Source organism: Cloacibacillus sp. An23, from assembly GCF_002159945.1.
Lineage (GTDB): Bacteria > Synergistota > Synergistia > Synergistales > Synergistaceae > Caccocola.
Genome location: NZ_NFJQ01000003.1, coordinates 208518 through 223818 on the forward strand (window position 1 = coordinate 208518; position 15301 = coordinate 223818).

9 protein-coding genes are annotated in these 15301 nt (G+C 60.5%); 3 read left to right on the forward strand and 6 right to left on the reverse strand.

From position 1 onward, the window contains the following. Positions 1-201 precede the first annotated feature (201 nt). Positions 202-4512 carry a hypothetical protein gene (locus B5F39_RS04170; protein WP_087364260.1) on the forward strand — a complete coding sequence of 1437 codons (4311 nt, stop codon included), beginning with the start codon at positions 202-204 and terminating at the stop codon, positions 4510-4512. Positions 4513-4983: 471 nt separating this feature from the next. On the opposite strand, the gene B5F39_RS04175 is transcribed toward B5F39_RS04170, so the two are convergent. Beyond that, the gene (locus B5F39_RS04175; RefSeq protein ID WP_087364262.1) at positions 4984-6759 is read right to left on the reverse strand and encodes a hypothetical protein; all 1776 of its coding nucleotides are present in this window, start codon (positions 6757-6759) and stop codon (positions 4984-4986) included. 581 nt (positions 6760-7340) lie between these two features. After that, positions 7341-8654, reverse strand: coding sequence for a Wzz/FepE/Etk N-terminal domain-containing protein (locus B5F39_RS04180; protein ID WP_087364264.1), 1314 nt, complete (start codon positions 8652-8654; stop codon positions 7341-7343). Between the two features lie 154 nt (positions 8655-8808). On the opposite strand from B5F39_RS04180, the gene B5F39_RS04185 reads away from it, so the two are divergent. After that, entirely contained in the window at positions 8809-9228 is a 420-nt protein-coding gene (locus B5F39_RS04185) for a helix-turn-helix transcriptional regulator (protein ID WP_087364266.1), read from the forward strand. 555 nt (positions 9229-9783) lie between these two features. On the opposite strand, the gene B5F39_RS04190 is transcribed toward B5F39_RS04185, so the two are convergent. Together B5F39_RS04190 and B5F39_RS04195 are read right to left on the reverse strand one after the other, a co-directional pair. Next, positions 9784-10665, reverse strand: a complete 882-nt coding sequence (locus tag B5F39_RS04190) for an HAD family hydrolase (RefSeq protein ID WP_087364268.1) — start codon at positions 10663-10665, stop codon at positions 9784-9786. Positions 10666-10734: 69 nt separating this feature from the next. After that, positions 10735-11106, reverse strand: a complete 372-nt coding sequence (locus tag B5F39_RS04195; protein ID WP_087364270.1) for a hypothetical protein — start codon at positions 11104-11106, stop codon at positions 10735-10737. Positions 11107-11368: 262 nt separating this feature from the next. Between B5F39_RS04195 and B5F39_RS04200 the strand changes: the two genes are divergently transcribed. Then, positions 11369-12340: a PfkB family carbohydrate kinase gene (locus B5F39_RS04200; RefSeq protein WP_087364272.1), complete on the forward strand. Its 972-nt coding sequence runs from the start codon at positions 11369-11371 to the stop codon at positions 12338-12340. Between the two features lie 91 nt (positions 12341-12431). Here B5F39_RS04200 and B5F39_RS04205 read toward each other — a convergent pair whose 3' ends face one another. Beyond that, positions 12432-13799 carry a cobyrinate a,c-diamide synthase gene (locus B5F39_RS04205; protein WP_087364274.1) on the reverse strand — a complete coding sequence of 456 codons (1368 nt, stop codon included), beginning with the start codon at positions 13797-13799 and terminating at the stop codon, positions 12432-12434. Position 13800: 1 nt separating this feature from the next. Next, positions 13801-15300, reverse strand: a complete 1500-nt coding sequence (locus tag B5F39_RS04210; protein ID WP_239391097.1) for a cobyric acid synthase — start codon at positions 15298-15300, stop codon at positions 13801-13803. Between the last annotated feature and the right edge of the window lies 1 nt (position 15301).

Genomic DNA, 15301 nt, shown 5'->3' on the forward strand with positions numbered 1-15301 from the left:
GACCGCGCCTGACAAACGGCGGCTTCGCCCCCAGCGGACGGAGCCGCCGTTTTTTACGCCGCGCGGCGGAAATTGCACGGAACCGGCAAAACGGCATTGCCGAAAGACGGAGGATGCTAAAAAAACGGCATAAAAATTCCCCGTGAAATATATAATTGTGCCGCTTTATGTTTGTGATGAGAGCTATAAGGAGGTAAAGAAATGGGAATAAGTTTCGGAAATAAGGGGCCGGGGCGGAGGACGCTTCTCGCGGCTCTTTTCATTGCGGCCGCGGCGCTCGCCTTCTACTCGTCCGGCAGATTGGAAAGGGCGTCGGCGGACGGTTCCGCCGTCCCCGACGCTCTCGCCGGAGACCCGATGGGCGGCGCGTGGAAGAGCCGCGTCGTGCCGAAGCAGCGGCTCATGGTGAGCTACCGCAGGGCCGCGAACGACCAGTACGCGATATCGACCTTCGTCGGCACGGGTGAGAAAACATCGGACGGCGTCGCGTATGAGCACGACCTCAGCTCGGGCTTCCACGCGGCCTACGGGCGCAGCCCGTCCGACAAGGTCTACGTATTCGACGAGGATTCGGCGGAGGGCGTGATCCCGTCAACCGTGACGATAGACCCCGACTTCTACGCGCAGAAGGAGTTCGAGGTTCCTAAGTACATCCACGTCAACAGCCAGCTTCTGCGCACCGGCTCGGGCGACCACGACGGAGACGCAGAGCTTTATCTTCAGGTCATCGAGGGCGGCGGCGGCGAGGACGACAAGGACGAAATCAAACTCGTAGGCATAACGAAGATAGACCTGCGCAACATGTCCATATACGAGAGCGCGCGCTACGACGTGAGCTGGTATGCCGACCTGTCATGGACGCACAAGCCAGAGCAGGACCGCAACACGGCGCACGACATAGCCGCCTACGACTGGGACGGCGACGGCTACAGCGACTACCTCGTGACCTTTCTCGGCATAAAGTCGAAGGGCGACCCGGGCAGCCCGCGTGCGATGCTGATGCTCGTAGACGGAAAAGACCTGTACGACAAGGTGACCGGCAAGACGGACGCGAACCCGATAGCCTATCCCATCAACGGCACGGAGGGCAGCGAGTTCAGCACGCGCAAAAACGTTTTTGCAGGCGGCTCCGACGTCAAGGTGCCGAACAGCTACCGCATGGCGATAGGCGACTTCGACGGCGACGGCAGGGCCGAGGCCGCGATATGCTACACGAAGATACACGGCGCGGGGGCGAACGAGAAGCGCGCCAACTCGCTCGAGATATATGAGATAGACTACAACCCGAGCGGTGTGAACGACCTCGGCGGCTCCACTGACATGACGAAGGGCAAGTTTTACGGCCGCCGCGTCTACACCGACGACAACGCCGGCGAGTCCTTCATGCAGAACGACAGCGTCGGCATAGCGGCGGGCGACATAAACGGCGACGGCCGCGACGAGCTCGTGCAGATATACGCGCGCGCGAGAGCGTACTACACGCATTCCACGCTGCGCATGACCATATACACCTGCGACGCTAGCGGGAGCTACCGCCGCCTTGCGAGCTGCGACCAGCTCGAGCTTCCGAACACGACCTATAAGATGACGCAGATGGAGCGCACGGTATCGCCGATACACATGGCGATGGCGGACTTCGACGGCGACGGCTTCGACGAGCTCGCGTGGATACAGTCGGACGACGGCGACAAGCTCGTGCTGAACCTCAACATCAACGACTGGGACGTTTCCCCCGAGCTGACCTACTCGGGTTACGGCAATCATTACGAGACCAGCCTGCAAAACCTATGCGGCTGGCCCAAGATGCAGGGGAGCGACGGCAGCCCCGGCATAAAGACGGCGCTCTGCGCGGGAGTCTTCGACTACCCCAGCTCCGACGGCGCGGGCGTGAAATACGGCGTCGGCGTCGCGCAGATGAGCGATTCAGGCACGAGCGGCGCGACCGACCTTTACTACGGCGTCGTGTCGTGGAGCAAGGACGGAGGCTTCACAGTCAACGCGCAGGGCTCGCTCCGCGGCGAGCAGAGCACGGGAAGCTGCTCGCCCGCGGTGGCGGCCGTAGACATCATGCGCGAGAGCATGATACTGGGCGAGCCCGCGGTCGTGACTGTGGAGGACAACGTCGAGCTGCACTTCCTCGCTCAGGCCCCGCCGAAGCACTGGGACAGGGTGCTGGCCGAGGGCAGCGGACTCAAGGCCGACGGACGCGACGGCTACGTTACTGTGGACGCCTTCTCGCGCATCAGCAACTCCGCTCTCGTCTCGGCGGACGGATATTTCACGAGCGTCAGCAAAGAGACGGGACAGGACTACACATACGCCGAGACGAAGGTCTCCGACGGCACGTGGGGGCTCGACTTCGGCTACGAGCTGAAACAGCGCCGCGACCTCTTTGACGCTGCGAACCAACTGACGCACAGGGGAAACAACAACAGCAGCGACGACGACCCTCTGCTCGACGTGGGCGTGAGCCACACCGGAGAGGTCGTAAACAACAACACCAGCAGCTACACGCACAGCGTCTCGTTCGCCTTCAGCGCCGAGGCCGACCGCGACGACCAGCTCTACTACACGATGATGGACTACAACATCTGCCGCTATCCCGTAATCTATCCAGAGCGGCTGCGCACTATGCCCGCGCTCGACAACGAGACAGGAAAAGAGATATACGACGACGACGGCAATCAGGTGTACATGACGCGCTACGTGCAGTACGTCGTTCCGACGGAGAAGAAGACCGTGTTTTCGAGCACCGGAGGGCGCGGCCTCAGCTGGTACCAGCCGATGCACGACGGCTTCAACCTCTTCACCTACCCGCGCGAGCTTCGTGAGATAACGGGCTATCCGCAGGGCGAGCAGAATAAGGACGAGGACGACCCGCTGAAGTACATCAACGGCAGAGTCTACGTCTGGGGCGAGGACCAGGTGATAGGCAACCTCGACGCGACGGCCTACGAAATGTCAGTCGAAGGTTCGGATACCACCGAGAAGGAAGACGTGCAGACCTATACGCTCGGCGGGCACGCCTACTATCATCCGATGTTCGGCATCAACTCGCGCCACATGTTCAAAGTCGACCTCAACGGCGACTATTCGTGGGAGACCGCCAGCACTACGACGCTGGACACGCACAAAGGTCTCGGCGCGATGGTCAACTGGTCGGGCATAAAGGCCGACTACGACGGGCAGTTCACAGCCGCGGACATGCAGTTCACCGCCGACATAGCCTACTTCACGCAGGACGACGGCGCCTTCGTCGTCGGCTACGCGATACCGAGGATAGGCAGCGGAGAGAGCGCCTCCGGCAAGCTCTGGGGGCCGCGCAGCCCGTACAATATCCATCCCGACCCGGGACTCATCCTCCCGCTGCGCTGGGGCAACCAGCTTCAAGTGACGGACGGCGGCACGACGCTGACTGAAAACGAAAACGAGTATCTGCGCTATACGCTGCGCGGGCTGAATTTCACGAAGAGCGGCGGCAAGAGCGCCTCCACGGGCGAAGACGGGCGCTACCAGCTCCCGATACGCCTGCTCGAACGCGGCGCGGACTACGAGGTCAGCCTGCGCGTCGTAAACTACAGCTTCGTGCGGACGAAAGAGCCCGTCACAGTAGGATTCTACTGGCAGGGGATAGACGAGACCTCCGCGCTTCCGCTGAACGACGTTGACGAAATTAAGAAGCTGCCGATGCTCATAACGAGCGATGGCGAAGACGCGAAGATAGAACTCGAAGGCATAGACGGACGCCACGGAAGAAACGGCACGGACAACTGGCAGGATGTGTCGTTCTACTGGAACGTGCCGGAGGATGAAGAAGACCGCCTCGGCTACGTCCACGCGGTAGTGACCAGCGGCGAAACGCAGCTCAACACGGACAACGACCACGGATATGCGCTCATCGGCACCTACGACCCGTCGATATTCGATCTGATAAACGACTATCAGACCGCCTCCGTGGCGGCCTCGCGCGGCGCTTCTGCCGCCGCCGTCGCGGACTCCGAAAAGCCTAATCTCAGCGTGAGCAACGTGCGCGCCTTCGCGCTGAACGACGACGGCACCGCCGGCGACGAGCTTAAGGGAAGCGACATAAACCGCTATACGAAGATGCGTATATCCGCGACGGTCTCCTACAAGGCCGGAGAGATCGCGGTCGGAGATAAAACGGTGACGCTCGACAACGCGCTCCTCGTCCGCATGGCGCTGCTGGCATCGCGCCCCGGCAGCAACCGCGCTGTGCTCGGCGCGCAGGAGCTTCCGCTCATGCCGGACGGCGACAGCTATGACTTCTCGTTCGACTACGACCCGTCGAAGACCGACCCGAACCTCGCGCTTACGATAGGCGCGTCCTCGCCGGTACTCTCGCGCTCCATGCAGGCCGACGCCGGCGACAACGCCGTCACCCTCTGGGAAGCCGCCGAAACGGGCGGCGGAGGCGGCGGATGCTCGCTCGGGTGGGGCGCTCTGGCCCTGCTGGCGCTCGCGCCGCTCGCTCTGTGGCGCGGCAGAAGATAGTCAAAAACTCAGGGGAGCCGCGCGCTCCCCTGTTTTTTATGGCGAATTAACTAAAACAGCAAACATTTATGTCATTCCGGCAATCTTCCGGCCGGAATCTCCATCCCCAGCACCAAGGCTGAACGAATCGGTATAGAGGCGACGGAGGCTATTGGGCAGGGCCCGCCCCGTTTCACCGGGCGCAGGAGATTTGCGGGGCGGCATGGTTTTTTAATGTAAAGTTAAAATGCTATATATGTCGGCTGACAAATAGAAACAGACGGTTTTACCGTCATTCCGCGCCTGACGCAGGGCCGGCGGCTTTTGATTCCTATGCGCCGCGGATGGATGCTGGGTCAAGCCCGGCGTGGCGAAAGGCCGGATTTTCGCAGTAAAGCCAATCAATTATATTATAAAATTATTCGCCTGCGTTTTCACCGGCGGACGCGCGGCGCATGACGCTGGACAGGCTTCGGCCGCCGCGCTCGGCCTTTATTTGCCTATGAAGCGCTTTACGTATCGTTCGAGGACGTAGCAGACCTGCGAATTAAGGAAGGATATGGCGGATGGCGCGCCGTCGTTTTTCAGCACGTAGACCGCCGAACCCTCCTTCGCTATCACGTCTATCTTGGAGAAGGGGAGCGACGGGCGCCGCACTGCGCGATAGTTCGCCCGCTCCGAGGCGAGGCGGTCGAGCGCCGCCATATGAGCGTCGTATTCGTCCTTTGTATACGAGGCGGCGAACCCGGCCTCCCACGGCAGCGCTATGCCGGCGGCCCCTGAAGCGATCTCGGCGGGGGAGAGTGCCGGGAACACTTCGGTAACGCCGACGTGCGCCAGCGATTCCAGGAAGCCGCGCCGCCTCTTTTCGTAATGGCGCGTCAGCAGCGCGAACGCCTCGCGCGAAGGCGCGATCCTTGTGAATATGCGCGCGGCGAGATTTTCGGGCATAGACTCCATCGTCGGGCGGCGCGTGAGCTTTATCACGTCGCCGTCCGCGCCGCGGCACGCCTCTATCTCGCGGAAGACCTTGTCCGCGTCGTCCCTTCCGTAGACCGCGACGAGCGGCTTCGAATAGGCGAGCAGCCCCTCGACCTGCTCGCGGACGAACGCGGCCTCTTCGGGGCTCCTCGAGAAGAATGCGCGCGGCCTGACGCTGCTCCCGCGCAGAGTTGAGAAGCGAAGCGAGCAGTTTTCGGCCGCGCTCATGTATTCGCTGAAAAGCGAACGGTTGGGCCTCGTCAGGTAGCTCGCCGCGACGCCGCCCGTGAGGAACAGCGGAAGCCAGCTTTCGATGATGTCGAATATTTCTTCGGCGTCGAAGCCTATGTTATGGACGCTTACGACCCTGTTGCCGCGCTCGAGCATCCTGTGTATCAGCTCGGCGCACGCTCCGGCGAAGCGCGGCTCGCGCGAGAACCAGCTCAGGTAGGAGGTATAGACGTATATGTCGCGCGGCTCTCCGCCCTCTCCGGCGGCGTCGGCGAATTCCTCGACCGCCGCGAGCACGCCGCCCGCCCCGGTATAGACGCGCCCCCCGGTCTCGAGAGCGCCGAGGCGCGCGGCGTCCTTGAGCGCGGTCATGGCGCTGTCGGCGCTTTCCATGTTCTCAAGCAGGCCGTGAGCCAGGTTTCTTCGCTCCTCGCAGTCCTCGCACATCCAGTCGAAAAGCCGCGCGGCGGCGGCCTCCTCGTCGATGTCTCCCGCGCCGCCGGCGTCGAGCTCTCCGGCCAGCGCCCCGGGGACGCCGCGCGATTTGCATAGAAATGCGAAATAAAGGCATAGGCTGCGCAGTATCGGGTCGTCGCGCCTCAGGCTCCGCCTGCCTCTGCGGTAGCGCGATATGGACGAGCCGTCTACGTTCGCGTAGCGCGCGAGCTCGGCGTTCGACGTGCCGAATGCGTCCATGAGAAGCTCGAGCTTCGTCGATACGCCTACGCGCTCCGGCGGCGCGGTCCTGGCGGAGCCTTTTCTCTCGCGCAGCCCGGAGTCCGCCTCGTTCAGCCATCTTTCGACGGCGTCCTGCGTCTTTTCCCCGCCGCGCGCCGAAGCTGCGCCGCGCAGCGCGTTCAGCTCTTTCTCGCCCGGGGCGAGCGCCGCCGCGGCGCGCGCGATGCGCGCGACAGTGCCGCTCGAGCGGAAAGGCGCGTTCTTGGCGGAAAGATAGCGGCAAATGCAGGATGGGGCCAGCCCCGCCTCTTTTGCCAGAGCCGTTCCCGAGGCGGAAACGACCTCTTTGATATAAGCGAGTTTTTCATGAAAAAGCATATACCGGCCTCCTCCGTGCAAAGACAATTATCTTGTGAAGCCGCCGAAAACACAATGAGATTTTGCACGGAACCGAAAAACGGCACTGCCGTAGGCGTCCGCGCGGCAACGCGCGCGCCTTTGCGGCCCCGGCGGTTCTTCGCGCGGCCCACGGCCCGCCCTCGTGGACTTCGCCGCGTCGGTATCTCTTTATCCCAATGGCGGCGTCTTCGGCGTGGGCTCGCAGAGCATACGTATAGTGAATTAACTAAAACAGCAAACATTTATGTCATTCCGGCAATCTTCTGGCCGGAATCTCCATCCCCAGCACCGAGGCTGAATGAAGCGGTATAGAGGCGACGGAGGCTATTAGACATGGGGCGGAGGCCCCCCCCCACAGTTTCACTCACCGTGTGCAGGCGATTTGCGGGGCGACATACATTTTTTAAAAAGTTAATCAAGTATATCATATGACGCCGGACCTTCTTAAAAAAGAAAAATACATAACGGTTATAGGCAAAAAAACGCCGCCCCGAACGCGGCCCGGGAGTCGGGCCTGATTCGGGGCGGCGGAAGACTGCGCCGTATCAAGCTTTCGCGCTCTATGCCTTAGCCTCGGCGCGTTTAGCGAACATCTCGGCGACAAGGGCCGCGGTAGTGCCGAGGAACAGCCCGAGCAGCCCCGCTAGGCAGAGTATCTTGAGGCCGCCGCGCGCTACGGGCTCGCGGGTCAGAATAGGCTTTTCCACGATCTTTATCGGGTCGGTCGCCTCGACCGTCGCAATACGCGAACGCTGATACTGCTTCGAGAGCGCGGCGTACGACTCCTGGAGCGTCGCCTTCTCGCGCTGCAGGCGGTCGACCTCCGTCTCGGCGGCGAGTATGCGCGAATTCAGCGCCGCGTAATCGCGCTGCGCCTTCTCTATGCGCGCGCTGAGATCCTTCAGCGATGCGCGCAGCGACGCTATTTTTATCTCGGCGTTTGAGCGCCGCTCCTTGAGCTCCTTGTGCAGGCTGTTCTGTATCTCGTCGCTGACGTTGAAAGCTCCGGGCTCCTTCGACGTCCCGGCGGGCTGCGCGGCGAGGTTCCACAGCGCCTCGCGGCTCATGCCGCGCGACAAGGTCTCCGTCTCCGGCTCCTTTGCGAGCAGCCTCGCGGCGGCCTTCTCCTCCGCCTCCAGCGGCGGCAGAGCCGCGGCCTTCTCGTCGTACTGCGCCAGGAGGCCGGAATATGTCTTCTCAAGCGCGGCGAGCCTCACCTTCATGAGCGGTATCGCATTCTCCTTCTGATAGACCAGCAGACGGTTCTCCGTCGCTTCAAGGTCGCGCTTCACCGTTTCGACGGACTTGCCGAGGAACTCGAACGACGAGCCTGTCCTGTCCACGAAAAGCTGCGCGTTCCTCTGAATAAAGAGCGAACTCCAATTGTTCAGCACCGCCATAGCCCTCTCGGGCTCCTTCGCGCGGAATGAGACTGTCATCGCCATCTGGTCTGGAACGCCCTGCGCCTTCTCCGAAGACTCCGCGAGCTTCACCTTCAGCCCGCGCCTCATCGCCTCGACCGACGGAACGTCGTCGCTCGCAGCGCCGGCGTAGGCCGCGGCTATCACGTCGTTCAGCAGGTCGTCCGCCGTCGCCAGCGTGAAATATGTGTCCGGCGTCAGGACGACGCTCCTGCTTCCCTCATTCTCGATCTCGGGGGGCAGCGGAGGAAGGAAAAGAAGCGTCGTGCGGCTCTCGTAAACCCGCGGAGAAAGCGCGAGATAGCCCGCAGCGCACACAAGGCAGGCCGCCGTCACGGCGGCTATAAGCTTCCTGCGCTTCCATAAAGAAGACAGTATATCGACGAGGTCTATCTCGGAATAGTCGTCGTTCCACGCATACATGCCGTCGCGCGGAACATTATCGTTGCCCATAGCGTCCAGCTCCCTGACATTTATTCAAAACAAACTGCTTAATGGTAAACAGCGGGGTTGATTTTAACAATCAATCATGCGCGTCATAATGACGTTTTAACACGCTTTCATATTTCATATTTAGCGCTATTTTTTTAGCAAGAGGTGTTTTGCCATGTCTGTAGGGAAGAGGATAAAAGCGCTCAGAGCAAGAAACGGCATCAGCAACCAGGAAGAGCTCGCGTATCTCGTCGGCGCGGCGCGCCAGACCGTATCGTCGTGGGAACGCGACGTTTTCCTGCCCGACGGCGCCAACCTGCTGAAACTATCGCAAGTGCTGAACACGTCCGTAGCCTATATAATGGGCGAAACGGTAGACTCCGGCGCTCCGCAGCGCGACGCACGCCGCTCCGACGACGGCACCGCATACTCGATACGCGCCCACTCTGCCGGCACGGTAATCATATCAATAGAAAAAAGCGAAAAAGGCAAGACAGTGCGTTACGACCTCCCGCCCGAATATGCGGCTTCGTTCCTTCCGATGGTGGAGCAGCTCTGGAAAAAAATCGAGTACAAAATGGAAGAGATCCGTTAATCCTGAAAAACGCCCGCGCCGCCCTGGGGTTCGTCAAGCCGCTGATCATCCGATTGAAAATAAAAAAATTACCCTCCGCCGAGGAGAAGCGTGAGGAGGCTCATCGTTTTCCCACGCAGCTGGGCGAAGGACGCGCGCTTTCGTACGTCATACGTAATGGAGGCTTGTCGCTGTTTAACCAACAGAAAAACTGATTTCATCGCCGGCCGGCTCATGACGCCGTGCGCCGTCCGCGAAAACGGGCATAAAAAACTCCGCGGCGCCCGGCGTGACGCCTGGCGCGTTTACAGGCGGACGCGGAATCCATCGTCTCTGATGTCCAATACGTTACGGCATGTGGAGACGCCGGACGCCGCGCCGGGCATAGCTCTCCCGTCTCGCCGGGCGCGGGCTGTGCGCAAAGGTTATTTTTATGTCCGCATACGCGGACGGAACACAGCGTCTGAGCACGGGACGGCGAGAGATACGCTTTTCTTGCAAAACTCAATGACTATATTCGCATCCTAAATGAGCCGCCGCGACGCCGGCGCGTGACGCGTGAAATAACACGCCACGTCACGCGCCGGCCGAAACGCCGCTCTCTGCCGTCTCGCGGTGTTTTTTCAAAAGCTGCTCGAACTCCCAGTCTGACTTCATCTTGTCGATGATCGTGGCGACGACGCCGTAAGTCTCGCCGCCCTCGCGGTAATCGGCTGGACATACGAAATTCACCCGCTCCTCGAGAATCAGACGTTCCGCCGCGCGTCGTTTCGCCTCGCTGCCGGGCTCGTAGACCGCTATCGAATGGCCGCCGTTCTGCCTCACCATCTTCATGCAAGGGATGTCCGTCTGCCCGTCGCCGAAATAGATCATGCGGCGGAAAGGCACGGGGCGCTCGTCCTCGCGCATATAGCGGTTGACCTCGCTGTTGTCGCTCACGCTCGTAATGCCCTTGTTTATCTTGAAAAGAAACTGCGTCTTCGTCGTAAAATCCACAGCGACCGCAGGCCAGACGGCGACGCCGTCGGTATTGTAAAGAAACGAACATGCGTAGATATTCTCGAACTCGCGCGCGATGCCCGTCCCCTCTATCATTTCCTTCAGCCCCGAAGAGTTTATATAATGGCGCACCGTCACGCCCTTCGCGCGCCCGTAATCGCCTACCAGCGAAAACCACTCCGCAACGCCCGGATAAAGCTCCACCTCGCGCCCGAAACGCTGAAAAGACTCGCGCTTAAGCGAAATATCCTTATGCCGCGCCTCGTCGAGCATCAGCTTCATATAGCACAAAATGCCGTTGGCGTCGTTGCGCTCGGTCAGCTCGTTCGACTTCCTCCAAAATTCCTCCGGGGTCATCCCGAGCGCCTTGATAAAGCTGAACTCCTGCATATTCCCCGGCGAAAGCGTCCCGTCGAAATCGTAGATAAGCGCGATGACGGGCCGCGCGGTATCTGGCATTTGAAGCACCTCCGTTGATTTTCAGTATTTGCGGCGGCTTTCTGATAAATCCCACGCAGCGGGCGGAACCTAAAATTCCTCGGGATAATCCTCCGGCCCGAACCCCGCCTGAAACGCCATATTCTCCAGCGTTTCGCGCTCCATTGCGAAGCGTTCGGCGGACTGCATGAAATTTACCTGCGAGGGCTGGGCTTCTATGTCTATGTGCTCGCCGGTCGCGGCGTCCACCACTTCGAACGTCCCGTCCCAGAGCGCGGCGCGGCGGCGCTGCTTCAAGTCGTCGATGAGCGCGAGCGCCGCGTCGCGAACGGACCCCCAGTCCTCGACTTCGACCTCCCAGCTTTCAAATACGCCATCTTCCTCGCGCAGTTCTTCGTCGCTTTTGATCTTGCCGTTCTCGTCGGTTATGTTCGCTCGTCCTATTACTTTGATACGTTTCATGATTTTCTGATTCTCCCATAGAATTTGCCGCTGCGATAAATTGGTAGATACAAAATTATATTCCACCGCCGCCGCGTGTATGTCAAGCGGCGCGGCGCGTACATGTGCTTCGCTCTGCTATAATGATTTCGTTGGCGAATTTCAGAGAAGACCGTTGGGAGACTGCGGCGCTTGAACGGATTAGGCAAGAGGGGCAACGTACGGCTATAGCATTTTGCCGCCGTTTTAAGCACGGTACGGGGTGCAGAGGGAAATTAGAAAAATGTCAATTTCACATGATTACGACGTAACGGCGTTAGGGGAGCTGCTTGTAGATTTTACGGAGAGCGGAGTCAGCGAGCGCGGTAATTTGTTGTTCGAGGCTAATCCTGGAGGAGCGCCTTGTAATTTTTTGGCGATGCTCGCGAAGCTGGGACGCAGGACCGCTTTTATCGGAAAAGTCGGAGACGACGTTTTCGGAAGGATGCTTTGCGAACGTGTCGCAGGATCTGGGATAGACGTTTCCGGCGTCAAATATGATGCTGAGGTTCCGACTACTTTGGCGATAGTGCATAATACGGCGGACGGGGACAGAGAATTTGCGTTCTATCGAAATCCTGGGGCGGATCTGACGCTTCGCGCGGAAGAGGTCGATATGGCGAAGATAGCGTCGTCCGGCGTTTTTCATTTCGGCACTCTGTCTACGACGTCCGCTCCGGCGAGGGCGGCCACTTATGCCGCCGTGGAGTATGCGAAACGCTGCGGCTGTGTAATTTCTTTCGATCCGAATCTGCGCTTGAATTTATGGCCGGACGCCGAAAGCGCAAGGGAACAAATTGCCTGCGGACTGTCTCGGTGCGACGTTTTAAAAATATCTGACGACGAAGTAGAATTTATGACGGGCGAGAAGAATATTTACCGCGGCGTCGAAATCCTTTTGTCCAAATGGAATATCCCTCTCGTGCTGGCCACTATGGGGGCGGGGGGAAGCTGCGCCTTTTACCGCGGAACGTCCGTATTCGCTCCGCCGTTCCGTATGGACAGCACCGTCGATGCGACCGGAGCGGGAGATACTTTCGGCGGCTGCGCAGTCCATTTCGTCCTGAAATACGGTTTGGACGCTCTCGACGAGGCCAGGCTGACGGAGATGCTTACTTTCGCTAACGCCGCTGCCGCTTTGATTACGACGCGCCAGGGAGCGCTCTGCGCGATGCCGGAACCTAAAGAGGTGTTGTCTCTCATAAACTCGCGATAATATCGTCTGAATTATATGATTCTCTACAATACGAAAAGCGGCCCGGACTTTCCGAGCCGCTTGTTTTTTTGTGCCGTCCGTCGATGCGGACTTATTTTAATTTTTTGTATTCCGCGCACTTTTCCACGAACCTTGCCGCGGCTTTCGGAAATCCCGCGAAGTGGAGGTGGAGGTAGGAGCCGAGGACGCTGCCTTTTGCGTAGCCGGCGGGGTAGGTTTCGCCGGTGCGGGTTTTGGTGAAGAGGAAGGCGTGCGGGATTTCTTCGAGCGGCTCGGCGCTTGAGAAGTGGAATTCGTGTCCGTGCAGCTCTTCGCCCGCCGCGGCGATTACGGTGTCGCGCAGGGCTTTCGCCGTGACGTAGCCGACGGTGCGCAGGCGGTCGTTCATTTTGCAGCTCATTGGGATCACGCCGCACATTTCGTGCGCCGCGCCTTCGAAGTCTTTTATCTCGCGCGTGAGGTACATGAAGCCGCCGCATTCGGCGTATATCGGAACGCCGTCCGACGCGGCGCGCGCTATGGATTCTTTCATGGTTTTGTTGGCGGTGAGCCGCGCGGCGAATATTTCGGGGAATCCGCCGCCGAAGATGAGGCCGCCGCATTCGGGCGCGCGTTCGTCGTGCAGCGGGCTGAAGGTGACGATTTCCGCGCCCGCGGCTTCGAGCGCGGCTATGCTCTCTGGGTAGTAGAAGGAGAAGGCTTCGTCGCGCGCGACGGCTATTCTGACGCGCGGACGCGTGCGGCGGGGCTCTTCCGCCTCTTCGAGCGCGGGGGCTGAGCGCGCGAGTTCGAGCAGTTTGTCGAAGTTTATCGCGGGCTCTATCATTCTGCGCACGTTTTCTATATGTTCGCGGTTGTCGTTTTCTTCTACTGGGAGCAAGCCGAGATGGCGTTCGCGCACTTCGGCGGCTTTGTCGCGCGGCACGGCGCCGGCGACGGGGAGGCCGAGGCGTTCTATCGCCTCCGTCACCATCGCGCGGTGGCTGTCGGAGCCGTAACGGTTGACGATTACGCCGCAGAGGTTCACCTCGGGGTCGTAGTCGCGGAAGCCTTTGGCTATCGCGGCGGCGCTTTCGCCCATCGAGCGCACGTCTATGACGAGCAGGACGGGCGCGCGCAGCGCCTTCGCTATCGCCGCGGTGCTGCTGATTCCGCCGCGTCCGCCGTCGTAGAGGCCCATGACGCCTTCGATGATTGAAACGTCCGCGCCGCGCGAGGACGAGACGAATATTTTTTTCATCGTCTCTTCGTCGGTGAGCCACGTGTCTAGGTTGTCGGCGCGGCCTCCGGCGGCGAGCGCAAGGTAGCCGGGGTCTATGTAGTCCGGGCCGACCTTGTACGGGTGGACGCGCAGTCCGCGCGCGGCGAGCGCGGCGACTATCCCGCTCGTCACCGTCGTTTTGCCGCTGCCGCTGTGGACGGCGGCGATGAGTATGCGCGGGCGCTCCGCCGTCTTCATTTTATTTCACTCCCGAGATTTTCACGATGTAGTCGATGTCGAGGTTTTTCCGCGCGTGCGCGGCGAGCGCGTCGTAGGCGGCCTCTTTCGCGGCGCTCGTGGAGACGGGCGCGCGTTCGGGCAGGCCGCGGCGGCGGCGCAGAGCGTTGAGCCACGCGGCGCGGAAGAGGTCGTTGTGGAAGGCGTTGTGCAGGTAGCTTCCCGCCGCGCGCAGCTCTGCGTCGGCGAGGCCGTCGGCCCGTCCGTCGAACTCGAAGAGCGGCGCGAAATTCGGGTCGTCGCGCGTCGGGCGGGTTTCGCCGAAATGTATCTCGTAGCCGTCTACCTGCGTCTCCGTCGTAAAGTACGGGTGTATCGCGCGGCCGCGGCGGCGTATGACGGTCTTTTCCTCGCCGAAGGTCGTGACGGCGGGCAGAAGGCCGAGGCCCTCTATTTCGGGAATTTGCTCGTTGTCGCGCAGGTGTGAGTCGTCTATCTTTTCGCCCATCATCTGGTAGCCGCCGCAGAGGCCGTAGACCGTGCCGCCGTTTTCGTAGAAGCGGCGGATTCCGCCGGCGAGGCCGGAGTCGATTAGATATTTCATGTCGAGCACTGTGCTTTTCGTGCCTGGCAGGACGACCGCGTCGAGGCGCGGAAGCTGCGCGGGCGACGACAGCTCTATTATCTCGACGTCGGGCTCGAAGCGGAACGCCTCGATGTCGGTGTGGTTCGAGACGCGCGGGAATTTCACTACGCCGACGCGCAGCTTTTCAGCGCAGTCTCCGCTGCCGCTGTTCCAGTTGAGGCTCAGGATGTCTTCGCCTTCGATGATTATGTCGGTGAGCCACGGCATGACGCCAACGACCTTGACGCCGGTGTATTTTTCGGTCCATTCAACCGCGTCCTGGAAGAGCGATATGTCGCCGCGGAATTTGTTGAAGATTATGCCTTTGACGCGATGCCTGTCCTCGCCGAGAAGCTCCAGCGTGCCGACGACTGAGGCGAGCGAGCCGCCGCGGTCGACGTCGGTGACTAAGATTACAGGTACGTCGGCCTCGCGCGCGACGCGCATGTTCGCTATCTCGCCCGCGTTGAGGTTTATCTCGGCGGGGCTGCCCGCGCCCTCGCAGACCATGAGGTCGAAGTTTTTATCTATTATTGAGAGAGCTTCGCGCACCGTCTCGATGCCGCGGCTCATCGTGAAGTCCTTGTAATAATTTTTGTCGCAGGGCGCGTCGCAGACTTTGCCCATGAGGACGATCTCAGACGAAACGTCCTTGCGCGGCTTGAGGAGTATCGGGTTCATGAAGGCCTGCGGCTCGACGCGCGCCGCCTCGGCCTGCACGCCCTGCGCGCGGCCCATCTCGAGGCCGTCCGCAGTCACGTAGGAGTTGTTGGACATGTTCTGTGACTTGAAGGGGCAGACTTTGTAGCCCATGTCGGAGAAGATGCGGCAGAGCGCCGTCGCGATGAAGCTCTTTCCGCTGTCGCTGCTCGTACCCTGTACCATGACGCCTTTCATA

What these genes read in the sequence shown, in the direction of transcription:
- B5F39_RS04170 (WP_087364260.1), top strand. Translation starts at nt 202, where the DNA reads ATGGGAATAAGTTTCGGAAATAAGGGGCCGGGGCGGAGGACGCTTCTC.
- B5F39_RS04175 (WP_087364262.1), bottom strand. Translation starts at nt 6,759, where the DNA reads ATGCTTTTTCATGAAAAACTCGCTTATATCAAAGAGGTCGTTTCCGCC.
- B5F39_RS04180 (WP_087364264.1), bottom strand. Translation starts at nt 8,654, where the DNA reads ATGGGCAACGATAATGTTCCGCGCGACGGCATGTATGCGTGGAACGAC.
- B5F39_RS04185 (WP_087364266.1), top strand. Translation starts at nt 8,809, where the DNA reads ATGTCTGTAGGGAAGAGGATAAAAGCGCTCAGAGCAAGAAACGGCATC.
- B5F39_RS04190 (WP_087364268.1), bottom strand. Translation starts at nt 10,665, where the DNA reads ATGCCAGATACCGCGCGGCCCGTCATCGCGCTTATCTACGATTTCGAC.
- B5F39_RS04195 (WP_087364270.1), bottom strand. Translation starts at nt 11,106, where the DNA reads ATGAAACGTATCAAAGTAATAGGACGAGCGAACATAACCGACGAGAAC.
- B5F39_RS04200 (WP_087364272.1), top strand. Translation starts at nt 11,369, where the DNA reads ATGTCAATTTCACATGATTACGACGTAACGGCGTTAGGGGAGCTGCTT.
- B5F39_RS04205 (WP_087364274.1), bottom strand. Translation starts at nt 13,799, where the DNA reads ATGAAGACGGCGGAGCGCCCGCGCATACTCATCGCCGCCGTCCACAGC.
- B5F39_RS04210 (WP_239391097.1), bottom strand. Translation starts at nt 15,300, where the DNA reads ATGAAAGGCGTCATGGTACAGGGTACGAGCAGCGACAGCGGAAAGAGC.